Origin of the sequence: Phenylobacterium sp. (assembly GCF_024508875.1) — a bacterium.
Classification (GTDB): Bacteria; Pseudomonadota; Alphaproteobacteria; order Caulobacterales; family Caulobacteraceae; genus Phenylobacterium.
This window is the reverse complement of sequence record NZ_JANINU010000297.1, coordinates 1-21,185: the sequence shown is the minus strand read 5'-3', so window position 1 is coordinate 21,185 and position 21,185 is coordinate 1. Positions and strand designations below refer to the sequence as shown.

Sequence of the window (21,185 nt, the reverse complement as noted above, 5' to 3'; positions counted from 1 at the left end):
TCGCCATCGGGTGAGCATCCCGACGGAAGCCTTGGAAAAAGCGGTCGAACTGCTCGTGCACCATCGTGTGGTACGTGATGTTCTTGTCGAACTCGGCGAACTCGCTCGCGCTCGGCAGCTCGCCGTGCAGCAGCAGGTAGCAGACTTCGAGGAAGCTCGACTTTTCGGCCAGTTGGTCGATGGGGTAGCCGCGGTGCAGCAGCACGCCCTTGTCGCCGTCGATGAAGGTGATCTTGCTCTCGCAGGAGGCCGTCGAGGTGAAGCCCGGGTCGTAGGTGAAGACGTCGGCTTCCGCGTACAGTTTGCGGATGTCGACCACCGGCGGGCCATCGGTGCCGTGTTGCACCGGCAGGCTGACCGACTTTCCGTCGATTTCGAACTTCGCCGTATCGGCCATGAGACCCCCTTCGCGGCTGCGAGATGAAACAACTGTTGGGGCGCTTATACCCCTTTACGAACCCTTGGAAAGCGCGTCGTCGATCCGCCCGAGGCTCTCGTCGCGGCCCAGGGCGGTCATCGCCCCCGCGAGGTCCGGGGCGGGCGAACCGCCCGAGAGCACCGCGCGCAATTGCGGCCCGAATTTCCCGAGCCCGACGCCTTCCGCCTCGGCGAAACGCCGTAGAGCTTCCTCAAGGGCAGGCACGCCCCAGTCGGCGACGTTCGCAAGCGCAGCGCGCAGCCGCGCGAAACGCTCGCTGAGCTCGGCCTCTGCAAGCTGGCCCCGGGTCTTCTCCGGAAGCTCCAGCGGCCGCGTCTTCAGGGCGAACAGCACCGCGTCGGCCAGCTCCAGCGTCGTCTTGGCGCCGTCGCGCACGAACGGGATCGTCCGCTCGATCAGCGCCTCGTCGCCAGGGTGCAGTTTCACGTCGCGGCTCTTCAGGATCTTGGCCACGAGGTCGGCCAGCCGCTTCGGCTCGGCCAGGCGGATGTAGTGGTTGTTGAGGTGGTTCAGCTTGTCCCAGTCCAGCCGGGCCGGCGCGCTGACCACGTCCACGATGTCGAACCAGGCGATCGCCTGCGCGTCCGAGAAGATCTCGTCGTCCCCGTGGCCCCAGCCCAGCTTGGCCAGATAGTTGCGCATCGCCTCGGGCAGGTAGCCCATGTCGTCGAACTCGCTCACCGCCTGCGAGCCATGCCGCTTCGACAGCTTCTTGCCGTCGGGGCCATTGATCATCGGCAGGTGCGCCCAGGCCGGGACCTCCCAGCCGAGGCCCTGGTAGATCAGCGTCTGCCGGGCGGCGTTGTTCAGGTGGTCGTCGCCGCGAATGACGTGGGTGATCCCCATCTCGTGGTCGTCGACCACCACGGCGAGATTGTAGGTCGGCGAGCCGTCCGTGCGTAGCAGGATCAGATCGTCCAGCGTGCGGTTCTCGAAACGGATCGCGCCCTTCACCTTGTCGTCGACGATGGTCTCGCCTTCCAGGGGCGCCTTCAGGCGGACGACGAACGGACGGTCGGGCGCGTCGTTGGGCGCGGCGTCGCGCCACGGCGAGCGGATCACGCGGCCCTCGGCGCGCGCCGTCTCCCGCTCGGCCTCAAGTTCTTCGGGTGTCATGTAGTCGCGGTAGGCCGAGCCACGCGCCAGCATCTCCTCCACCGCGGCGCGGTGACGGTCGGCCCGCGCGAACTGGAAGACGGGCGGCTCATCCGGCTCCAGCCCAAGCCACCGCATCCCGTCGAAGATCACCTGGACCGCGGCCTCGGTCGACCGTTCGCGATCGGTGTCTTCGATACGCAGCAGGAACTGACCGCCGGTGTGGCGGGCGTAGAGCCAGTTGAACAGGGCCACTCGCGCCGTGCCGATGTGCATCATGCCGGTGGGCGAGGGGGCGATGCGGGTGCGGACGGGTCGGTCGGTCATCGTGTCGTTCGAAAGGAGCCTTCGGGGGCGGCCTCTTAGCACGGCGCCCCGAAAAGAAAACGCCGCCGCGCCTCGGGAGCGCGGCGGCGATGGTACGCGTACGCTTACTGGTACTAAAGCTTAGGCGAGCGCGGTCCGACGGCGGCGCAGGGCCGAGCCGGCCAGGCCGAAGCCCGAGATCATGAGCGCCCAGGTGGCCGGCTCCGGCACGGGCTGCACGCTGATCGAATCCAGGCGGTATCCGTCGGCGGCGTCGTTGTTGTTGCCGAACCAGAACTCCTTGTAGGCGCCGGTATTGAGCGCGACGGTATAGACTTGGTCGTCGCCCGAGCCGCTGACCCACCAGCCGCCGCCCGGGCTGTTGACGCCCATGGTCGTGCCCGGGCCGTCGAAGATGCCGCCGTAGCCCAGCCACTGCAGCTTGCCGTCCAGGGTTACGCCGTAGAGCTTCAGGGTGTCGTTGTTGTCCACGCGGTCGAAGGTGGCGGTCAGCATCGACACGCCCTGCGAGACCGAGACGCGCAGCAGTTCGTTCGTGCCGTCGGCATCGACCTGGTTGCACTGGTTGGCGGCCTCGCCGGCCCAGCAGACGCCGATGCCCGCGCCCTCGCGGCGGATCTGCTTCGGGTCCAGCGTCGCAAGCACCGTAGCGGCGTCCTGGCCGTTCCATTGGTTCTGGAAGTTGGTCGGCGTCATGGCGCCGAAGCTGTAGCCGGTAGCCGACACGGTGATGCCCGACTGCGTCTGGGTCAGGGCCACGCCCGTGCCGAGCGTCGCGTTGGCGCCGCCGAAGTTGAAGGTGACCGCGGCCGAAGCCGGCGCGGCCAGGGCGAAGGCGGCGGCCGTCGCGGCGGCGACCGTAGCAAAACGAAACATGCGAACTATCCCCATCGGCCGGACTTGGCCTTCTGGCCCCGCCGCTGCAAGTTGTGCGCCGGGGCCGGGCAGGGGCGTGGATTGAGCGTAGGCATCTCCGAGGCGGCGTTCGACGCGGCGGCGCCGTCGCCCCGTCGCTGGCTGGGCTGGGCGCGCGACCAGGTCGAGGCCCAGGCCGACCGCTGGACGCTCTGGACCCCCGTCGCGCTCGGCTGTGGGTGCGCGCTCTATTTCGGCCTGCAGCGCGAGCCCCAGGCCTGGGTAGCGTGGAGTGTGCTGCCGCTCGTGGCGCTGCTGCTCCTCGCCACCCGCTGGAGCATCTGGCGCTGGACCACCATCGCGCTTGTCCTGGCCGCCTGCGCCTTGGGCGGCTTCGCGGTGGCCAAGCTGCGCACCGAGGCGGTGAAGGCGCCGGTGGCCCAACCGCGGACCCGGCCGCAGGTCGTCGAGGCTTGGGTCATCGACATCGCCCAGCCGGGCGAGGGCGGCCAGCGCTTGCTCCCGGCCCCCATTCGGGTCGGCGACTGGACAGCGCGAGACACGCCGATCCGCGCGCGCGTCACCCTGCGCCCGGGCATGGCGCTGCCGAAGCCCGGCGAAGCGGTGCGGCTGCTCGCGATCCTCAACCCGCCGCCGCCGCCCGCCAGCCCCGGCGCCTACGACTTCGCCCGCGACGCCTGGTTCGAAAGCGTCGGCGCCGTCGGCCTGGCGCTGCGCGAGCCCGAACCGGTCGCCGCGCCGCCGCCCGCGCCCCTTCGCCTGCGCCTGGCCATGGCGGTCAACGCCACGCGCTGGACGCTGACCCAGCGCATCGTCGCCGCCCTCGGCCCCGAGACCGGCGGTCTCGCCGCGGCCATGACCACGGGCCACGAGGCGTTCATTCCGCGCGAGCAGGTCGACAACCTGCGGGCCGCCGGCCTGGCGCACATCGTCTCGATCAGCGGTCTGCACATGGCCATCGTCGGCGGCTTCGCCTTTGCCGCCGCCCGGCTTGGGGTCGCGGCCTGGCCCTGGCTGGCCCTCCGCGTACCGGGCAAGAAGATCGCCGCGGCGGTCGGCCTTGCCGCGGTCGGCGGCTATCTCGTCCTCTCCGGCGCGCCGCCTCCGGCCGAACGCGCCGCGATCACCGCAGCCGTGGCCTTCGCCGCGATGCTGGTCGACCGACAGGCCATCAGCCTGCACGCCCTGGCGCTCGCGGCCATGGGCGTCCTGCTGCTCCAGCCCGAAGCGGTCACCGAGCCCGGCTTCCAGATGTCGTTCGCCGCCACCGCCGCCCTGGTGGCCCTGGCCGAGATCTGGCCGCGCCCGGTCAAGGAGATCTCCGTCCCCTGGCCGATCCGCACCTTGCAGGCCGCCGGCGCCTGGACCGCCGCCAGCCTGGCGGTGAGCTTCGTGGCTGGCCTCGCCACCGGCCCCTTCGCCATCCAGCACTTCAACCGCGTCTCCACCTGGGGCCTGCTGGCCAACCTCGCCGTGGCGCCGATCTCCTCGTTCCTGATGATGCCGGGCCTGGCCCTGGGGGCGACCCTGACGCCGTTCGGTATCGGCCAGGCGCCGTTGGAACTGGCCGGCTGGTCCATCGGCCTGATGAACCGCATCGCCGCCATCGCCGCCGCCGCGCCGGCGTCCCAGGTGGTGGTCCCCAGCGCGCCGGACTGGGTGCTGCCGCTGAGCTTCCTGGGCCTCTTGCTCACCTGCCTCTGGCGCGGGCCGCTGCGCTGGCTCGGGCTGCCGTTGGCCCTGGCGATCCTCTGGGCGCCGCGTCCGCCCCCGCCCACAGTGTGGGTCTCCGCCGACGGCGCCGCCGTGGCCGTCCGGGACGGTCGGACCGCCGTCCTGCTGCGCCCCGACGTCAAGCGGTTCGGCGCCGAGCTGTGGGCCCGCCGGCGCGGCCTCACGCCCATCGAGACCGAGGCCGAGCGGGACACCCGCTTCCAGTGCGACACCTGGAGCTGCGCGCCGGCCGCGGCCGCCCCGGTGCGGCTCGCAGCGGCCTGGAACCTGCGACGGCCGCTGAAGCCCGGGCGGCTGGACGCCCTTTGCGCAAACGCCGAGGTCGTGGTCCTGCGCAACGACGTCAGGCCCCAGGCGTGCGCGGCGCCCCTGGTGCTGACCGGCGCCGACTTCGCCCGCGGCGGCTCGGCCGAGCTCTATCGCCAGGGCGCCGGCTGGCGCATTGTCTGGGCGCAGGACGTGCGCGGCCGCCGTCCGTGGACCTGGGGCTACGATCCGCGATGATGTTCGCCAGACCCCTGCGGGAACGCGTCCGCGCGGGCGAGATCACCAGCAGCGTGCGCATCTGGCTGACGCCCCGGGTGAAGGTCGGCGGCCGCTACCGCCTGCTCGACGGCCACGTCGAGGTCACCCGCCTGCAGGAGATCGACCTCTCCGACGTCGACGACGCCATGGCGCGGGCAGGGGGCTTCGACAGCCTGGACGCCCTCATGGACACCGCCCGCCACGGTCGTGGCGAGCGGGTCTTCCTGGTCGATTTCGTCTTCGTGCCCGACTGATCGGTTCAGCGCGCCGACGCGATGGGCGTTTCCCGGTCCAGGAACGCGCGGATGGCGGCCACCGTGGCCTTGGGCTGCTCCTCCATCAGCCAGTGACCGGAGTCCGCGATCACCACGCCCTCGACGTTGTCCGCCCCAGCCTCCGTCACCGACGCCATGGTCGCGCCGAAGGACTTCGCTCCGCCGACGGCCAGCACCGGCATCGTCAGCTTGCCGTGCGACACCAGCCAGGCGCGGTTGTCGATGGCGTCCTGGTCGAAGGCGGCAAACTGGGCGAACCCGGCGTGCATGCGCCCGGGCCCGGCGTACAGCTTCGCGTAGTGCTGCCGCGAGGCTTCGGGGAAGTGCGCGGGATCGGCGGAGAACTCGTTCCAGAACCGGTCGAGGTAGATCCGCTCGCGCCCGGCCACCAGCCGCTCCATGTCGGGCCCGCCGAACCGGAAGTGCCACAGCAGCGGGTTCTTCAGGATCTCCTCCCACGGCCCGATGCCGGGCACGGGCGCGTCCATCAGCACCAGCTTGGTCACCCGGTCGGGATGCCGGGCGGCGAAGGCGTAGGCGACCATGTTGCCTATGTCGTGCGCCACCACGTCGGCGCGCGGCGTCTTCAGTGCGTCCATGACGCCGGCGACGTCCTCGGCCTCGTTGGCCTTCTCGAAGCCTTTCGTGGCCGTGGCCGACAGGCCCATGCCGCGCAGGTCGGGCACGATCACCGTGTGGTCCCGCGCCAGCTCGGCCGCCAGCGGAATCCACATGTCGCCGGTGTCGCCGTAGCCATGCAGCAGCACGACGGCCGGCCCCTTTCCGCCGACGCGGACGTGGATCGTCGTGCCGTTCGTCGCCACCTCCTGCGTGCGGAAGCCGGGCGGGAAGTCGAACGCCGCGGCCGTGGCCGGCAGGGGCGCGACGGCCATCGTCAGGGCGGCGCCCGCAAGGGCGAGGCGGCGAAGCGAATGCAGAATGTTCATCGGCGGTCTCCTGTCAGCGCCTTTCGTGTGAGGCAAAGATAGACAGGCCCGTCGCTGGGGATTAGCCAGAGTTTGCGCCAAGCATTTTTGAGCCGAGAGCAAAGATGGCGGTGATCGCCGTGGATCGAGCCCGCGAGCTCGAGGTCTTCTCCGCCGTGGCGGCCAGCGGCAGCTTCTCGGCTGCTGGGCGAGGCCTGTCGCTGACGCCTTCGGCCGTGAGCCGGACCATTGATCGCATCGAGGCGCGGCTGGGCGCCCGCCTGCTGCTGCGTACGACCCGCGCCCTGACGCTCACGGCCGAGGGGCAGGCCTACCTCGCGGCGGCCCGGCGAATCCTGGCTGACCTCGACGAGGCCGAGCGCGCCATCGCCGACCAGGGCGCCCCGCGCGGGCGCATCCGCGTCAGCGCCGCCGTCTCGCACGGTCGGGTCTGCATCGTGCCTCTGCTCGGTGAGTTCGCCCGTCGCCATCCGCAGATCCTCGTCGACATCAACCTCAGCGACGAGCGGGCGGACGTGGCGGCGGGGCAGGCGGACGTGGCGATCCGCGCCGGCCCGCTGGCCGACAGCCCCCTTATGGCGCGGCGCCTCAGCGAGAACGGGCGCTCTGTCGTCGCCTCGCCGGACTACCTGGCCAGGCATGGGACGCCCCAGACGCCTGAAGACCTGCTGGGCCACAACTGCCTGAACTTCAATTTCCGGCGGGCCGAGCCGATCTGGCCCTTCCGCAGGAACGGGACCGACTACGCCTTGGCCGTTCGCGGGAACATCGAGGCCAACAGCGGCGAGACGTTGCTGCAACTCGCCCTGGACGGCGTCGGCGTCGCCCGCCTGGGGGACTTCGGCCTCGGTGAAGCGATCTCGCAGGGCCGGCTCGTCCGGCTGCTGGAGGCGTTCAACCCGGGCGACCGGGAGGTGTTCCACGCGGTCTTCGTCGGCGGCCCGCACATGCCGGCTCGCACGCGCGTCTTCGTGGACTACTTGGCCGAGCGCTTCGCGCCGACTGCGAAGGCGCCGCGATAGCGCTGCCGTCGCGTCGCGGATTGATCCTCCGCGCCAAAGATGGCAGCGGACGTCCGACCCGAACGACGAGGTGGATGATGTCCGACCGCAAGCTGCATCCCGAGACGCTGGCCCTTCACGCCGGCTGGCGCGCCGATCCCTCGACGGGCTCGGTGGCGGTGCCCATCCACCAGACGACGTCGTACCAGTTCCGCGACACCGACCACGCCTCCGCGCTGTTCGCGCTGCAGGAGCTGGGCAACATCTACACGCGCATCATGAACCCCACGACCGATGTGCTGGAGCAGCGCATCGCGGCCCTGGAGGGCGGCGCCGCGGCCCTGGCCGTCGCCTCGGGCCAGGCGGCCTCTGCCCTCGCGCTGCAGACCCTGGCCAAGGTGGGCGACAACGTCGTCAGCTCCACCGCGCTCTACGGCGGCACCTGGAACCTGTTCGCCAACACCCTGCGCGACCAGGGCATCGAAGTGCGCTTCGTCGACCCGGCCGATCCCGAGAACTTCGCGCGCGCCACCGACGAAAAGACCCGCGCCTACTACGCCGAGACGCTGCCCAACCCGAAGCTGGAGGTCTTCCCGATCGCCGAGGTCGCCGCCATCGGCCGGGCGCGGGGAATCCCGCTCATCATGGACAACACGGCGGCCCCGCTGCTGTGCAAGCCGCTGGCCCACGGCGCGGCCATCGTCGTCTATTCGGCGACGAAGTACCTCGGCGGCCACGGCACTTCGATCGGCGGTCTCATCGTCGACGGCGGCGCGTTTGACTGGGCCGCGGCCGGCGAGCGCCAGCCCGCGCTGAACACGCCCGATCCCTCGTACCACGGCGCGATCTGGACCGAGGCGGTGAAGCCGCTGGGCCCGGTCGCCTACGTCATGCGCGCCCGGACGGTCCTGCTGCGCGACCTCGGCGCGGCGCTGTCGCCCTTCAACGCCTTCCAGCTCCTGCAGGGCGTCGAAACCCTGGCCCTGCGCATGCCGCGCCACTGCGAGAACGCGGCCAAGGTCGCCGCCTGGCTCGCGGACCGCAAGGGCGTCACCCGGGTGATCCACCCGACCCAGCAGGACGGCGAGGCCCGCGACCGCGCCGAGCGCCATCTGCAGGGCGGCTTCGGCGGCCTCGTCGGCTTCGAACTCGCCGGCGGGGTCGAAGCCGGCCGCAAGTTCATCGACGGCCTGAAGCTGCTCTACCACGTGGCGAACATCGGCGACGCCCGCAGCCTCGCCATCCACCCGGCCTCGACCACCCACTCCCAGCTCGACGCCGAGGCCCAGCTCGCCACCGGCGTCTCCCCCGGCTACGTGCGCCTCTCCATCGGCCTGGAACACATCGACGACATCCTGGCCGACCTCGACCAGGCCCTCTCCGCCGCGGGGGCGTAGGGGCGCATCCGCCGAGGTGGGAGCCCGCCTCGGCGGCGAAGCGAAGATCCGCAATGGCTCTGGGCGGGATGTCGGGTTGGCATCGCCGCCCGGCGGCGACTAAGCGCTCGCGTACGCCACCCATCCTCGCCATTCCATGCCGCGGTAGAACGGCTCCAGGCCGGCGAACCCCGCCTCGGCCAGCAGCGCTTCGTTGCGCGCCGCCGTGACGAGCCCGGGATTGGCCTTCTGGCTCTCGTAGGCGCCGGCCACAGTCTCGGGGGCCACGCCGGACGCCCGCGCGTAGGCGGCGTACCGATCGATATTGCGCCTGAAGTCCGTTCCCTCGCGATCGTCGCAGCGGTCCACCAGCACGAACGGAGCGCCCGGGCGCAGGCGGCGGCGGATCTCGCGAAGCAAGGTGAGTTTCGAGCCGTCGTCGGGGATCATCCCCAGCACCAGGATCAGGGTGGCCGCATCGAACGGCCCCTCGGGTGCGTCCGAGACTGTCCCTTCGATGAGCTGGACGCGTCCACTTGCCGCCTCGCCGAGGACGCTCCTCGCGAGGTCCAGCATCTTGGCCGAAGGATCCACGCCGACGAAGCGCCATCCCGCTTCCATCTGCGCCAGCGCGCGCGTGTCGAGTCCGCCACCCGCGCCGACCACGAGCACGACACCGTCCACCGGGGTGGTCTCCGCGAGCAGGACGCCCACCATCTGCAGCACCCCGGCATGGCCGGGCATGAAGGCGGGCGGGCCCTGCTCGACGTATCGGGCCACGAATTCGGGATCTGCGAAGTAGCGCTCGAATGCGGACATGGGCCCTGCGGCTCCTGGATTGAATGGCTGTGAGTCCGCGGTCGCGCAGGCGTCGCCGAACGGGCCGCTTGGACGTTATATTATAACATAATCCGTGGAGCCGGCATGTCCAGGCGACGCGCGCGCCGACGTCACGCGCACATTTCGTCCGTTCGCCATCCAGCCTTCACGAGACCGACGCGTGAGTGGGCGATGCAGGGCGGCATGGAACACTCCGCGGTCCGCCTCCGGCTGGCGTTCATCGACCCCGGCCTGCGCAAGGCGCCGTTCTTCCTCGAACTGCGGAACTGGCTGCCGCCGGGGATCGAGAGCCTCTACTGGTCCAGGCGCGCCATCGTCCGGCGCTACATGCGGTGCGCGGGCGTGGCGATGCATCCGCGGCGCGGCGGCGCCGCGGTCGCCTGTCCGGACATCGACGACAGCGAGCTGCGACGCGCGATCGGCCCCAAGGAGCTGGCGTTGCGGCCTGCGAAGGCGCTGCGCAAGGCGCGCGGCCTGCTGGCGGAACTCGCCGCCTTCATCGATGGCGAGCGAGTGAGCGCCATCGTCCTTTGGAACGGCTCGAATCTGCGCGGGGCGCTGGCTTCCTACCTAGCCCGGCAGCGGCGCATACCGGTCATCTACGCCGAGCACGGCTACCTGCCCGGCACGACACAGCTCGACCTCGAAGGCGTCAACGACGGCTCGTCCGTCAGTCGCCAGGCGCATGCGGGGACCGCTCAAGCCCCCTTCGACGCGACGCTCGACGCGCTGCTGGACGAGGACATCGCCCGCTTCAAGTCGGGCGCGAAGATGCGCGACCTCAACCCGCTGCCACCGCCGGATCTGCGGCGCGATCGGCTCGCGCGCCTCGCGAGCCGCGTGGGCTTCTGGCTCGAGCGCCGCGCGCTGCCGTACGTCAATAAGCTGAGCGTGCCGACCACGCCGGTCGGAAAGCTGCCCGTGCGGTACGTCCTGCTGCCGTTCCAGGTTCGCAGCGACTCGCAACTGGTCCTGCATTCGCCGCTCTATGGCGATGACCTGGAGGCTGTCGTGCGCGAGCTGGATACCGCTCTCGCGCGCGTCGATCCCGACCTGCGCCTCGTGGCGAAGTTCCATCCGTACGAGCTCCCGCAGGTCCAACTCGGATACCGCGATCTGCCGAAGCGCTACCCCCGGGTGTCCTTCGTCAGCGACGTTCCGATGAGCGCTCTACTGAAAGACGCGTCGGCCGTCGTCACCATCAACTCCACGGCGGGCTTCGAGGCGCTGCTTCACGACAAGCCGGTGCTGGCGTTGGGGCGAAACTTCTACACCGTGCCGGGGATCGTCGAGTGTCTCCGGGCCCGGGACGAGCTGGACGACGCCCTGCGGCGGACGCTGACCGTGGCGCCGGATACCGAGCGCCGCCGTGCGTTCCTGCGGTTCGTTCGTGCGCGGCTGCTCGTCAGCGGCGGCTATCACGACTACTCCAGGGCGAGCCTGGCGTCCGTCGCCGCCCGCATGGGCGACCTGCTGGCTGTAACGGCGGCGAGCTCGGCGGACCTATCCCGCGCGGGCCAGGCTGAACTCGCTGCGAAAGCCGCCTGAAGGCGAGGCCATCGCCCCCGGGCAGACGATTCCGGCGACTGTAGTGCGGAAGGCGCCGATCGAGCTCGAATCCCGAAATCGACGACGCCCCGGGGCGACGGCCGGTCGCTAGTGATACCGCCGGATCAGGCCGACCAGCTTGCCCTGCACCGACACGCGGTCGGGGCCGAAGATGCGGGTCTCGTAGGCAGGATTGGCGGCTTCAAGGGCGATGGAGGCGCCCTTCTTGCGCAGGCGCTTCAGCGTGGCTTCCTCGCCGTCGACAAGGGCCACCACGATATCGCCCGACACCGCGCTGTCCGTGCGGCGGATCACCACGAAGTCGCCGTCGAGGATGCCGGCGTTGATCATCGAATCGCCTGCGATCTCCAGGACGAAGTGCTCGCCCGCGCCGAGGATGGTCTCCGGCACCGGGATCCGGTCGCGCTCCTGCTGGATCGCCTCGATCGGGGTGCCGGCGGCGATGCGGCCGAGGATCGGCAGTTCGCGGGTGTCGTTCGCGGCGGCGGGAACGGCGGCCCCGGCCTCGACGAACTGGGGCTTGAACGGGGCGCGTCCCTTGGGCGGCGCGGCGGCGGTGGCCTGCTGCGGAAGCTTCACCACCTCCAGCGCGCGGGCCCGGTGGGGCAGGCGGCGCAGGAAGCCGCGCTCCTCCAGGGCCGTGATCAGCCGGTGGATGCCGGACTTCGACGCCAGGTCCAGCGCCTCCTTCATCTCGTCGAACGAAGGGGAGACGCCGGTCTCCTTGATCCGCTCGTGGATGAACATGAGCAATTCATGTTGCTTGCGCGTGAGCATCTTGGGCCCTCGAAGAACAAACCGCCAACTTCTGGAGATGTTCTCTAGGTGTTCCGCGTTAATGTCAAGTTACACGCCGGCGCTTTGAAAACGCTGGGGATTTTTCCGCGTGTGGACCGACTCAGCCGAGCAGGGCGCGAGTCGCCGCCGCGACGTCGTCCTGGCGCATCAGGCTTTCGCCCACCAGCATGGCCTTGGCGCCGGAACGTTCCAGCCGGGCGGCGTCGGCGGCCGTGAAGATGCCGCTCTCGGTGACCAGCAGCGCGTCGCGTGGCGCGGCCGCGGCCAGCCGTTCGGTGTTCGCCAGATCCACCGTGAAGGTCCGCAGGTCGCGGTTGTTCACACCGACCAGGTCGGCTCCGAGCGCGCGGGCGCGCGCCATCTCGGCGTCGTCGTGCACCTCGACCAGGGCGTCCATGCCCAGGCGCCGCGCCTCCGACATCAGTTCGGCCGCCAAGACGTCGTCGACCATGGCCAGGATCACCAGGATCGCGTCGGCGCCCAGGGCGCGGCTCTCGGCCACCTGCCACGGGTCGACGAGGAAGTCCTTGCGGATGCACGGCAGGGCGACGGCGTCGCGCGCCGCGGTCAGGAAGCTGTCGGCGCCCTGGAAGCTGGGCGTGTCGGTGAGCACCGAGAGGCACGCCGCGCCACCGGCCTCGTAGGCCTTCGCGAGCGCCGGCGGATCGAAGTCGGCGCGGATCAGCCCCTTGGACGGCGAGGCCTTCTTGATCTCGGCGATCAGCGCCAGCCGGCCGGGCCCGTGCGCGCGTTCCAGCGCGGCGCGGAAGCCGCGGGGTGGTGAGACGCCCTCCACCGGCACGGTCGCCCGCGCCGCCTTGCGCACGGCCACCTCCTCGCGCTTGTAGGCCGCGATCCGGTCGAGGATGTCGCTCATGCGTCGGCTCGCACCAGCGGACAGATCTCGACGAGCTTGTCGAGCGCGGCCAGGGCGCGGCCGTCGTCGATCACCCGGCCCGCGAGCTCGACGCCTTCGCGCAGCGTCTCGACCTTCTCGCCCACCAGGAAGGCGGCGGCGGCGTTCAGCAGTACGATGTCGCGGTAGGCGCCCGGCTCGCCCTGCAGCACGCGGCGCAGGGCCGCGGCGTTCTCGGCGGGCGTGCCGCCGGTCAGGTCGGCCAGGGCCGCGCGCTTCAGGCCGACGGCCTCGGGCGTGACGGTGAAGAGGCGCACCTGGCCCTCGCGGAACTCGGCCACGCTGGTCTCGCCCGTCGTCGACATCTCGTCCAGGCCGCCGCCATGGACCACCCAGGCCCGTTCCGAGCCCAGGGCGCCCAGCACCTGCGCCAGCGGCGCGACCCAGCGCTCGGCGAACACCCCCACCACCTGGCGCTTGGCTCCGGCAGGGTTGGTCAGCGGCCCCAGCAGGTTGAAGATCGTCCGGAAGCCCAACTCGGCCCGGATCGGCGAGACGTGCCGCATCGCCCCGTGGTGCGCCGGCGCGTAGAGGAAGCAGATGCCGGCCTCGTCCAGGGCTTTGAGCTGCCGCTCGGCCCCGGCGTCGATGGCCACGCCCAGCTCCGACAGTACGTCCGCGCCGCCCGACTTGGACGAGAGCGCCCGGTTGCCGTGCTTGGCCACCTTCAGCCCGCCGCCGGCCGCCACGAAGCCCACCGCCGTCGAGACATTCAGGGTGTGCAGGCCGTCGCCGCCCGTGCCGCAGACGTCGATGGTCGGGTAGGGCGGTTCGAGGTGGATCGCGGCGCGCCGCATCGCCCGCGCGCAGGCGGTGATCTCGCCCAGGGTCTCGCCGCGCATCCGCATGGCGGTGAGGGCCGCGCCCACCTGGGCCGGCGTGGGCTCGCCCCGCAGGCAGGCGGCGAAGAACTCGCCGGCGTCCTCCTCCGACAGCGTGCCGCCGTCGGCCAGGCGCGAGAGGAGCGGCTTGAAAGCGTCGGACATGCGGCGGCGATCAGACCTGGGCCAGCCGCTTCACGCCGGCCAGGTCCATGAAGTTGGCCAGCAGCTCGTGGCCGCATTCGGTGGCGATGGATTCCGGATGGAACTGCACGCCGTGGATCGGGCGGGTCCTGTGCTGGATGCCCATGATCTCGCCGTCCTCGGTGCGGGCCGTGACCTCCAGCACCTGCGGCAGATCGTCTTCCTCGACGGAAAGGCTGTGATAGCGGGTCGCCGTGAACGGGTTCTTCAGCCCTCTGAAGACACCGGTGTTGGTGTGATGGATAAGACTGGTCTTCCCATGCATCAGGGCCCGGGCGCGGACGACTTCGCCGCCAAACGCCTGGCCGATCGCCTGATGGCCGAGGCAGACGCCGAGGATTGGCAGGGCTTCGGGCGCTTGGCCGATGAGCCCGAGGCAGATACCGGCTTCATTTGGCGTACACGGCCCCGGCGAGAGCAGGACCGCCTCGGGCCGCAGGCCCAGCGCCTCTTCGACGGTGATCGCATCGTTGCGATGGACAACCGTCTGCGCCCCCAACTCGTTCAGGTAGTGGACGAGGTTGTAGGTGAAGCTGTCGTAGTTATCGACGACCAGGATCATGACGCCTCTCTAGGCTTTGCCGCGGCGCGCGCCAAGCGGGATGCTGTGCGCATGGTTCGAAACGATTCGGCCCTCGACGCCCAGCAAGTGGCCCGCGCCCGCGAGCTTCTCAAGACGCCCGTGCGCCCCGACCCCATGTGGCCCGCCCTGGTGGCCGCCACCGCGCTGGCGGTGACCTCGGTCGTCTTCGCCACGGTCATGGTGCTGGCCCCGCCGCTGCAGACCGAACACGTCGCCCAGGGCGCGCCCGGCTGACGCCCGGTTTGTGGGCGAGGACGCAGTCGGGCCAGATCGGCCAAATCAGCGTTTGAAGCTTCTCCGTGGATCGGCCAAGCACTGCGGCCGTGCAGGGCAGGTTCGCGACATGGATGGCCGGGATCTTCGGGGCCGTGGCGTGCGGCGCCGGCCCCGCGGCCGCGGACGACGGACCGCTCGTCATCCGCTGGAGCAGCGGCGCGCCTGAACTGCAGAGCGCCGACGGCGTCTTCCGGCTGCGGCCGCGCGCCCGGCTCCAGCTCGACGGCGCGCTCACCGGAGACTCCGCGTTCACGGCGCGCAACCGCTCGGGTGTCGAGGTCCGCTCCCTGCAGCTCGGGTTCGAGGCGGCTGTCGACGACATCAGCCTCGCGTTCGCCGCCGATCTGGCGAACCACCAGACCAACATCCGCAACGCCTACGTCGCCTGGCGCGGCCGCACGCCGGCCGGCGATCTGGAGGTGAACCTCGGCAACCGGCTCACCGATCGCGGCGTGGAGGGCTCGGCCTCCACCCAGACCAGCCCGTTCCTGGAGCGCAACGTGGTCGCCTCCGCCCTGGCCCCGCTCAAGGGCGCTTACGGCCTGGGCGTCACCGCGCGGCTCTACGGCGAGAACTGGCGCCTGGCCGCCCAGGTCGCCGGCGACGACATCAACGACCCGGCGCTGACCCGCGATACCGTCACCACCACCGTGCGCGGACACTGGAACCCGGTGCGCACCGAGGCCCTCACCGTGCACCTGGGCGCCTGGGGCTACTACGAGAACTTCTCCGGGCGGGTCACCCGGCTGACGCGCAACACCGCCTGGGGCGGCCAGCATTTCAACAGCGCCCTACAGGTCTCTCTCGGCCTGCTGCAACAGCCGCGGCACGGGGAGGGCTACGGCGTCGAACTGGGGGTGGTCTCCGGGCCGGGCTGGTCCTTCGTCGAATACGGGCGTCGCGAGATCGCCGCCCAGCCCTCGCATGCGTCGATCGAGGCCTGGAGCGCCTCGGCCGGCTGGTTCCTGACCGGCGAGCATCCGCTTTACGCGCCGCGGAACGGCGTCTTCACCCGGATGCGGCCCGACCGGCCGGTCTCCGCGGGCGGCGGCGGCGCGCTGGAACTGACGGGCCGGATCGAGCACCTGGACAACACCGACGCGCCCCAGGGCGGCCGGGGCGATGCGGCGACCCTCGGCGTCTCCTGGCGGCCCGAGGAGTGGCTCCGCCTGACGCTCAACGCCAGCGGCTGGAAGACCGACGCGCGCGCCGGGGCGTTCAAGGGCCGCGACGACGGCGAGAGCGTGACGACCCGCCTGCAGCTCGCCTTCTAGCTCAGATGAAGCGCCAGCTCTCCACGGCGGCGTCGCGGAGCGCACGGGCCTTGTGCAGGGTCTCGTCGTATTCGGCGTCGGGATCGCTGTCGGCCACCACCCCGCCGCCCGCCTGCACGTACATTGTCCCGTCCTTGAACAGCGCCGTGCGCAGGATGATGCAGGTGTCGACCGAGCCGTCCGACCCGAAATAGCCCGCCGCGCCGGCATAGCCGATGCCGCGCTTCTCGATCTCCAGCTCGTCGATGATCTCCATCGCCCGCACCTTGGGCGCGCCCGAGAGCGTACCGGCGGGCAGGGCGGCCATCACCACGTCCACCGGGTCCAGCCCGTCGGGGGCATCGCCCTCGACGTTCGAAACCAGGTGCATCACGCGGCTGTAACGCTCGACGAAGAAGCTGTCGGTGACCCGCACGCGCGGCCCGCGGGCGGGCGGGGCGGGCTCGTTGGCGCCGGCCTGCTTCAGCATCGCCACCCGGCCCACGTCGTTGCGGCCCAGGTCCAGCAGCATCAGGTGCTCGGCGCGCTCCTTGGGGTCGGCCTTCAGCTCCTCCTCCAGGCGGCGGTCCTCTTCCGGCGTCGCCCCGCGCGGACGCGTGCCGGCGATCGGCCGGATGGTGATCTTGCCGTCGCGCAGCCGCACCAGGATCTCAGGGGATGAGCCCGCGAGCTGGAAGTCGCCGAAGTTCAGATAGAACAGGAACGGCGAGGGGTTGGTCCGCCGCAGCGAGCGGTACAGCGCGAACGGGTCGTGCGCGAACGGCGCGCGGAACCGGTGGCTGGGCACCACCTGGAAGATGTCGCCCGCGCGGATGTACTCCTTCGCCTTCTCGACGATGCCGCGATAGTCCTCGCGGCTCACCGGCGTGGTGAAGCGGTCGGGCTCGGGCGTGGCCGTGCCGGTCAGCGGCGGGGCCGGCTTGCGCAGGTCCTGGGCGACGGCCGCAAGCCGCGCCTGCGCCGCCGCATAGGCGTCCTGCGCCGCGGTCCCGTCGGGGCGCACCGGCGTCACCAGCAGGATCTCCTGCGCGATGGCGTCGAAGATCGCCACGATGGACGGCCGCGCCAGCACCCCGTCGGGCAGGCACAGCGGGTCGGGGTTGATGTCGGGCAGCTTCTCGACCAGCCGGATGGTGTCGTAGCCCAGCGCGCCGAACACCCCCGCCGCCATCGGCGGCAAGCCGGGCGGCAGCTCGATCCGCGACTTGGCCAACAGGTCCCGCAGGCTGTCCAGCGCCGGCCCCGCCTGCGCCGTGAAGCGGTCGGCCGCGATGTCGGCGCCCGTGGCCACCTCGGCCTGGTCGCCGCGGCAGCGCCACACCAGGTCGGGGTTCAACGTGATGATCGAATAGCGCGCCCGGAAGGCGCCGCCTTCAACCGACTCGAACAGGAACGCATACGGCTTGCCGTGCCCGATCTTCAGGTACGCCGAGACCGGGGTCTCCAGGTCGTCGACCAGGCGCGTCCAGACGACCTGGGGGGCGCCGCCGTCGTAGGTCGAACGAAAGGCCTCGAACGGCGGCTCGGTCGTCACTTCTTCTTCTCCGCGGCCTTCTCGCCGCCCTTGGTCTCGGCGAGCGGCTCGAACCCGACCGCGGCGCGGGCCCGGGCCGGGTCCAGCTTCGCCTTCAGCTTGGTGCGGGCGTAGACCTGGGCGGCCTCGCCCATCTCGCGGGCGATGGCCTGCGCCAGCGCCCCACGGTTCTCCTCGGCCAGCCGCGCGGCGGTCGGGCCGGAGTCGGTGTGCACGCCCTCGACGCGGCCGATCACCAGGGCGTTCGGCGCGCGGGCGATCCAGGGCTCGCCCTGCTTGGCGGCGAAGGTGCGGCCAAGGACCTCGCGGCCCAGGTCCTGGTGCGCGCCGGCGGTCTGGCGTGTCAGGCCGGGCAGGCGGCTGACGGACAGGCCCGAGGCCGCCTCCAGTGTCTCGCCCTTGGCGACCCGGGCGCGGATCGACTCGGCCTTGGCCTCCAGCGCCTTGATCACCTCGCGCTGCACGTATTCGCGGGCGATCATCGGGCGCACCTCGGCCAGCGGCGGCATGTGCGCGGGCAGGATCCGCTCGACGCGGACCGCGAAATAGGCGCCGTCACCCAGCTCGGTGATCTCGCTCTCGCCACCGGCCGGCAAGGCGAAGGCGGTCTCGAGAATCTTCGGCGGCAGGCCCTGGAGCTGGGCGCCCTGTTCGTTGACGCCCTGGGCGGTGATCGGGCCGATGGTGGTGGCCGCGACGCCCGCCTTCTGGGCGGAGTCCGCGAGGCTGGAGCCGCCCTGGTGGGCGTCGTCGTAGGCCTGGGTCTGGGCGTAGACCTTCTCGGCCAGCATGTCCTTGCGGATCTCGGCCTCAAGCATCGGGCGGGCCTCTTCCAGGCTCACCTCGCGGCCGGGCGTGACGCTGACCACCTTGACGACGGCCGCGCCCAGGTCGCCCTGGACCGTGGCGACTTCGCCGGCCTGCATCTTGAACGCCGCCGCGCCGACCTTGCGGTCCGAGATCGCGCTCAGCGGCCGGTCCGGGAAGGTCACCGCGTCCACGCCGACCGACTTGGCCACGGCCTCGGGCGCCTGGCCGGCCCGCAGGGCGGCGGTGATCTTCTGGGCCGTGGCCGCGTCCTTGGCCGGGATCTGCACCACGGTGCGGACCTCGGGCTTCGACAGCGTGTCCTTGCGGAAGTCGTAGCGCTTCTTCAGCTCGGCCGGATCGACCGGCGCGTTCGCCATCTTGGCGGCGGCGGCCTGCGGCGTGAACGGTACGACCGTCAGCACGCGCATCTCGGGCAGGGTCAGGGCCGCCTTGTTCTCGTTCATGAACGCCTGCAGTTGGGCGTCGGTCGGCTCGGCCGGCTTCGGCACGCTGTCCGGGCTGAGGGAGACGTAGGCCAGGTCGCGCGCCTCCAGCGAGAACACGGAGGCCAGGGCGCCATAAGACCGCGGCGCCACCAGGCCGTTCTGCATCGCCACGCCCCAGTGCTGGGTCGCCATCTCGTCGCGCAGCACGGCGTCGAAGCGTTCGGGCGTCATGCCGTTCTCGCCCAGGCGCTGGCGGAAGATCTTCTTGTCGAACCGCCCCGAGATCGGGTCGAAGAACGCCGGGATCTTCTCGATCTGGTCCAGGATCAGCTTGTCGCCGGGCTTGATCCCGACGCGCGCCATCAGCTCCGACATCGCCTCGCGGGTGGCCACGCCGTTGAGCACGATGGCGTCCAGGTTGCCCTTCTCCGCCTCCTCGTTGCTGATCGGGCGGCCGTTCTGCTGCTCCAGGCGCTTCTTGTAGCCGTCGTATTCGGTCTTGAATTCCAGGGAGTTGATCGACCGCGAGCCGACCTTGACCACCTGGTCGCCGGCCACGAACGAGCCGCTGGTGCGGTTCACGCCCCATCCGATGAAGCTCACCGCCAGCAGACCCATGAGGATCTTGGCGGGCCAGGACTTGGCGAAGTTACGGGCTCCGGCGAGCATTCGGGTCCTTTCCCGGGAGAAGCGTGCGCGCCGGTATAGTGGAGTGCGCTTCCGTACGGCAAGCGCGTGACAGGCGGGCCGGCATGGCTTAACCGCGCGGCCCTACGTGACGCCGGAGGACAGATGAGCGCGCCGAAGCCCCTGATCGCTGGGAATTGGAAGATGAACGGGGTGTCCGCCTCGATCGCCGAGGCCAAGGCCGTGGCGGCCGGGCTGGGGGCGACACCGGCGCGTGTTGCGATCTGTCCGCCGGCGATCCTGATCCATCGGCTGGCCGAGGCCCTGGCCGGCGGCCCTGTGCTCGTGGGGGGCCAGGACCATCACTGGGACGACTCCGGCGCCTTCACCGGCGACGTCTCGGCCGAGATGCTGGCGGACGCCGGCGCCAGCCTGGTGATCCTCGGGCACTCCGAACGGCGGGCCGGCTACCGCGAGACCGACGAGATCGTGGCGTCGAAGGTCAAGGCCGCGCTCCGCGCCGGCCTCGAGCCCATCGTCTGCGTGGGCGAGACGCTCGAACAGCGCAAGGCGGGCGAGGCCCTGGCCGTCGTGACGGGGCAGGTGAGGGGATCGCTCCCCGCCGACCTCGCCGGCAAGGCCTTCTCCGTCGCCTACGAGCCGGTCTGGGCCATCGGCACCGGCCTCACGCCCACCACGCCCGAGATCGAGGAGGTCCACCGGGCCATCCGCGCGACCCTGGTCGAGCTGTTCGGCGAGGCCGGCAAGGCGACCCCGATCCTGTACGGCGGCTCGGTGAAGCCAGGCAACGCCGCCGAGATCCTGCACGCCGACGAGGTGGGCGGCGCCCTGGTCGGCGGCGCCTCGCTGAAGGCGGACGACTTCCTGGGGATCATCCGGGCGCTTTAGGCGCTCGGCCCCTTCAGCTCCACGAGATTGCCCTCGGGATCCTTCACGTAGAGCGAGAAGCCGTCGCCGTCCGCGCCGTAGCGGTCGCCTTCCTCCACGACCTCGACGCCGTGGGCGGCCAGGTGCGCGCGGATCGCCGCCTCGTCGAACGGGCGGACCTGCAGGGCGAAATGGTCGAGGTTGCGGCCTGTCTCGCCCGGCCCTTCGCCGCCCTTGCGTCCCAGCGGCCCGTCCAGCGTGACCAGGTCGATCATCTGCGGACCGGCCCGCACGTGGGTCAGCCCGAGGTCGGGCCGGTCCCGGTCGATCGTGAGGCCCAGCACCCCGGTGTAGAAGTCCAGCATCCGCCGCTTGTCGCGGACCCGGAGCACGATGTGGTCGAAGCCGGTGACGCCGATGGGGTTGCTCATCCCGCACACATAGGTCGCGAGCCCTCCGCCGCCCAGTCCACCCCATTCACTCGTCATCCCCGGGCTTGACCCGGGGCTCCATTCCAGGGCGCCGGCCAGGGCCGCACTCCCCCTCCCACCTCGTCATCCCCGGGCTCGTCCCGGGGATCCAGAAGCACCGGCGGCCAGGCCGTGCGCACGACCGTCCCGCCCGCGCATCTGGATGGCCGGGACACGCCCGGCCATGACGAGGGGAAAAAAGGGAAGAACAACTTTGACTCCCCGCGGGGTCGCATGTTCTTCTTTCGTTCATGTCGCAACCTGCGAACATCGCCGAACGCCGCGCCTTCATCCTGGGCGACCTCGCCGAGAGGGGGCATTCGCTCGCCTGCAAGCTCCACGACGGGGCCATGGCGACCGAAGATCCCGAGGCCTGCGCGAAGATCGCCGCCGGCTTCCACCAGGTCGCCCGCACCGTCCGCCAGACCATCGCCCTCGACGCCAAGCTCGAACGCGACGCCCAGCGCGCCGAACGCGAACTCCTCAGGGACGAGGAGCAGGCCCGCGAACGCAAGATCACGATCCGCAAGGCCC

General features: G+C 71.0%; 21 protein-coding genes. 9 read left to right on the top strand and 12 right to left on the bottom strand.

The features are described from left to right. The 3 genes from Q0L11_RS19655 to Q0L11_RS19645 form a co-directional block, all read right to left on the bottom strand. On the bottom strand, positions 1-397 hold a 397-nt coding region (locus Q0L11_RS19655; RefSeq protein WP_296599501.1), incomplete at its 3' end, for a citrate/2-methylcitrate synthase. Between the two features lie 54 nt (positions 398-451). Beyond that, entirely contained in the window at positions 452-1,861 is a 1,410-nt protein-coding gene (gene gltX, locus Q0L11_RS19650) for a glutamate--tRNA ligase (RefSeq protein WP_296599499.1), read from the bottom strand. 120 nt (positions 1,862-1,981) lie between these two features. Then, complete coding sequence (locus Q0L11_RS19645; protein ID WP_296599498.1) at positions 1,982-2,737, bottom strand: PEPxxWA-CTERM sorting domain-containing protein; 756 nt, start codon at positions 2,735-2,737, stop codon at positions 1,982-1,984. An 81-nt stretch (positions 2,738-2,818) separates the two neighbouring features. On the opposite strand from Q0L11_RS19645, the gene Q0L11_RS19640 reads away from it, so the two are divergent. Then, on the top strand, positions 2,819-4,975 hold the full coding sequence (locus tag Q0L11_RS19640) for a ComEC/Rec2 family competence protein (protein WP_296599496.1): 2,157 nt from the start codon (positions 2,819-2,821) through the stop codon (positions 4,973-4,975). Next, on the top strand, positions 4,975-5,250 hold the full coding sequence (locus Q0L11_RS19635) for an ASCH domain-containing protein (RefSeq protein ID WP_296599494.1): 276 nt from the start codon (positions 4,975-4,977) through the stop codon (positions 5,248-5,250). Before Q0L11_RS19640 ends, Q0L11_RS19635 begins: the two co-directional genes overlap by 1 nt. Before the next feature lie 5 nt (positions 5,251-5,255). Here the strand turns inward: Q0L11_RS19635 and Q0L11_RS19630 are convergent, their stop codons facing one another. Next, the gene (locus Q0L11_RS19630; RefSeq protein WP_296599492.1) at positions 5,256-6,218 is read right to left on the bottom strand and encodes an alpha/beta hydrolase; all 963 of its coding nucleotides are present in this window, start codon (positions 6,216-6,218) and stop codon (positions 5,256-5,258) included. A 104-nt stretch (positions 6,219-6,322) separates the two neighbouring features. On the opposite strand from Q0L11_RS19630, the gene Q0L11_RS19625 reads away from it, so the two are divergent. Together Q0L11_RS19625 and Q0L11_RS19620 are read left to right on the top strand one after the other, a co-directional pair. Continuing rightward, positions 6,323-7,240 (top strand): LysR substrate-binding domain-containing protein, encoded by a 918-nt coding sequence (locus tag Q0L11_RS19625; protein ID WP_296599490.1) that lies wholly within the window; start codon positions 6,323-6,325, stop codon positions 7,238-7,240. Positions 7,241-7,317: 77 nt separating this feature from the next. Beyond that, positions 7,318-8,616 carry an O-acetylhomoserine aminocarboxypropyltransferase/cysteine synthase family protein gene (locus Q0L11_RS19620; protein WP_296599488.1) on the top strand — a complete coding sequence of 433 codons (1,299 nt, stop codon included), beginning with the start codon at positions 7,318-7,320 and terminating at the stop codon, positions 8,614-8,616. 99 nt (positions 8,617-8,715) lie between these two features. Here Q0L11_RS19620 and Q0L11_RS19615 read toward each other — a convergent pair whose 3' ends face one another. After that, the gene (locus Q0L11_RS19615) at positions 8,716-9,414 is read right to left on the bottom strand and encodes a class I SAM-dependent methyltransferase (RefSeq protein WP_296599487.1); all 699 of its coding nucleotides are present in this window, start codon (positions 9,412-9,414) and stop codon (positions 8,716-8,718) included. Between the two features lie 204 nt (positions 9,415-9,618). On the opposite strand from Q0L11_RS19615, the gene Q0L11_RS19610 reads away from it, so the two are divergent. After that, positions 9,619-10,983, top strand: coding sequence for a hypothetical protein (locus Q0L11_RS19610; protein WP_296599485.1), 1,365 nt, complete (start codon positions 9,619-9,621; stop codon positions 10,981-10,983). Positions 10,984-11,091: 108 nt separating this feature from the next. Here Q0L11_RS19610 and lexA read toward each other — a convergent pair whose 3' ends face one another. The 4 genes from lexA to Q0L11_RS19590 form a co-directional block, all read right to left on the bottom strand. Continuing rightward, positions 11,092-11,781, bottom strand: a complete 690-nt coding sequence (gene lexA / locus Q0L11_RS19605) for a transcriptional repressor LexA (RefSeq protein ID WP_296599483.1) — start codon at positions 11,779-11,781, stop codon at positions 11,092-11,094. A 121-nt stretch (positions 11,782-11,902) separates the two neighbouring features. Then, positions 11,903-12,679 carry an indole-3-glycerol phosphate synthase TrpC gene (gene trpC, locus Q0L11_RS19600; protein ID WP_296599481.1) on the bottom strand — a complete coding sequence of 259 codons (777 nt, stop codon included), beginning with the start codon at positions 12,677-12,679 and terminating at the stop codon, positions 11,903-11,905. Next, the gene (gene trpD / locus Q0L11_RS19595; protein ID WP_296599480.1) at positions 12,676-13,704 is read right to left on the bottom strand and encodes an anthranilate phosphoribosyltransferase; all 1,029 of its coding nucleotides are present in this window, start codon (positions 13,702-13,704) and stop codon (positions 12,676-12,678) included. Before trpD ends, trpC begins: the two co-directional genes overlap by 4 nt. A gap of 10 nt (positions 13,705-13,714) precedes the next feature. After that, a complete protein-coding gene (locus Q0L11_RS19590; RefSeq protein WP_296599478.1) occupies positions 13,715-14,305 on the bottom strand; it encodes an aminodeoxychorismate/anthranilate synthase component II in 591 nt (196 codons plus the stop codon). A 51-nt stretch (positions 14,306-14,356) separates the two neighbouring features. On the opposite strand from Q0L11_RS19590, the gene Q0L11_RS19585 reads away from it, so the two are divergent. Together Q0L11_RS19585 and Q0L11_RS19580 are read left to right on the top strand one after the other, a co-directional pair. Continuing rightward, positions 14,357-14,560, top strand: coding sequence for a hypothetical protein (locus Q0L11_RS19585; protein ID WP_296599476.1), 204 nt, complete (start codon positions 14,357-14,359; stop codon positions 14,558-14,560). A gap of 113 nt (positions 14,561-14,673) precedes the next feature. Next, complete coding sequence (locus Q0L11_RS19580; protein ID WP_296599475.1) at positions 14,674-15,876, top strand: porin; 1,203 nt, start codon at positions 14,674-14,676, stop codon at positions 15,874-15,876. Position 15,877: 1 nt separating this feature from the next. Here Q0L11_RS19580 and trpE read toward each other — a convergent pair whose 3' ends face one another. Together trpE and Q0L11_RS19570 are read right to left on the bottom strand one after the other, a co-directional pair. Next, positions 15,878-17,410 carry an anthranilate synthase component I gene (gene trpE / locus Q0L11_RS19575; protein WP_296599474.1) on the bottom strand — a complete coding sequence of 511 codons (1,533 nt, stop codon included), beginning with the start codon at positions 17,408-17,410 and terminating at the stop codon, positions 15,878-15,880. After that, a complete protein-coding gene (locus tag Q0L11_RS19570; protein ID WP_296599473.1) occupies positions 17,407-19,335 on the bottom strand; it encodes a peptidylprolyl isomerase in 1,929 nt (642 codons plus the stop codon). The genes trpE and Q0L11_RS19570 overlap by 4 nt, the downstream gene beginning before the upstream one ends. Before the next feature lie 123 nt (positions 19,336-19,458). Here Q0L11_RS19570 and tpiA point away from each other — a divergent pair, with 123 nt between their 5' ends. After that, positions 19,459-20,202: a triose-phosphate isomerase gene (gene tpiA, locus Q0L11_RS19565; protein WP_296599471.1), complete on the top strand. Its 744-nt coding sequence runs from the start codon at positions 19,459-19,461 to the stop codon at positions 20,200-20,202. Here the strand turns inward: tpiA and Q0L11_RS19560 are convergent. Continuing rightward, positions 20,199-20,612 carry a VOC family protein gene (locus Q0L11_RS19560; protein ID WP_296599470.1) on the bottom strand — a complete coding sequence of 138 codons (414 nt, stop codon included), beginning with the start codon at positions 20,610-20,612 and terminating at the stop codon, positions 20,199-20,201. The two genes, tpiA and Q0L11_RS19560, sit on opposite strands and share 4 nt — an antisense overlap. 290 nt (positions 20,613-20,902) lie before the next feature. On the opposite strand from Q0L11_RS19560, the gene Q0L11_RS19555 reads away from it, so the two are divergent. After that, the coding region (locus Q0L11_RS19555; RefSeq protein ID WP_296599469.1) for a hypothetical protein at positions 20,903-21,185 on the top strand (283 nt) is incomplete at its 3' end.

Coding starts and splice junctions, on each gene's coding strand:
- gltX (WP_296599499.1), bottom strand. CDS start 1,861: ATGACCGACCGACCCGTCCGCACCCGCATCGCCCCCTCGCCCACCGGC.
- Q0L11_RS19645 (WP_296599498.1), bottom strand. CDS start 2,737: ATGTTTCGTTTTGCTACGGTCGCCGCCGCGACGGCCGCCGCCTTCGCC.
- Q0L11_RS19635 (WP_296599494.1), top strand. CDS start 4,975: ATGTTCGCCAGACCCCTGCGGGAACGCGTCCGCGCGGGCGAGATCACC.
- Q0L11_RS19630 (WP_296599492.1), bottom strand. CDS start 6,218: ATGAACATTCTGCATTCGCTTCGCCGCCTCGCCCTTGCGGGCGCCGCC.
- Q0L11_RS19625 (WP_296599490.1), top strand. CDS start 6,323: ATGGCGGTGATCGCCGTGGATCGAGCCCGCGAGCTCGAGGTCTTCTCC.
- Q0L11_RS19620 (WP_296599488.1), top strand. CDS start 7,318: ATGTCCGACCGCAAGCTGCATCCCGAGACGCTGGCCCTTCACGCCGGC.
- Q0L11_RS19615 (WP_296599487.1), bottom strand. CDS start 9,414: ATGTCCGCATTCGAGCGCTACTTCGCAGATCCCGAATTCGTGGCCCGA.
- Q0L11_RS19610 (WP_296599485.1), top strand. CDS start 9,619: ATGGAACACTCCGCGGTCCGCCTCCGGCTGGCGTTCATCGACCCCGGC.
- lexA (WP_296599483.1), bottom strand. CDS start 11,781: ATGCTCACGCGCAAGCAACATGAATTGCTCATGTTCATCCACGAGCGG.
- trpC (WP_296599481.1), bottom strand. CDS start 12,679: ATGAGCGACATCCTCGACCGGATCGCGGCCTACAAGCGCGAGGAGGTG.
- trpD (WP_296599480.1), bottom strand. CDS start 13,704: ATGTCCGACGCTTTCAAGCCGCTCCTCTCGCGCCTGGCCGACGGCGGC.
- Q0L11_RS19590 (WP_296599478.1), bottom strand. CDS start 14,305: ATGATCCTGGTCGTCGATAACTACGACAGCTTCACCTACAACCTCGTC.
- Q0L11_RS19585 (WP_296599476.1), top strand. CDS start 14,357: ATGGTTCGAAACGATTCGGCCCTCGACGCCCAGCAAGTGGCCCGCGCC.
- Q0L11_RS19580 (WP_296599475.1), top strand. CDS start 14,674: ATGGCCGGGATCTTCGGGGCCGTGGCGTGCGGCGCCGGCCCCGCGGCC.
- Q0L11_RS19570 (WP_296599473.1), bottom strand. CDS start 19,335: ATGCTCGCCGGAGCCCGTAACTTCGCCAAGTCCTGGCCCGCCAAGATC.
- tpiA (WP_296599471.1), top strand. CDS start 19,459: ATGAGCGCGCCGAAGCCCCTGATCGCTGGGAATTGGAAGATGAACGGG.
- Q0L11_RS19560 (WP_296599470.1), bottom strand. CDS start 20,612: ATGAGCAACCCCATCGGCGTCACCGGCTTCGACCACATCGTGCTCCGG.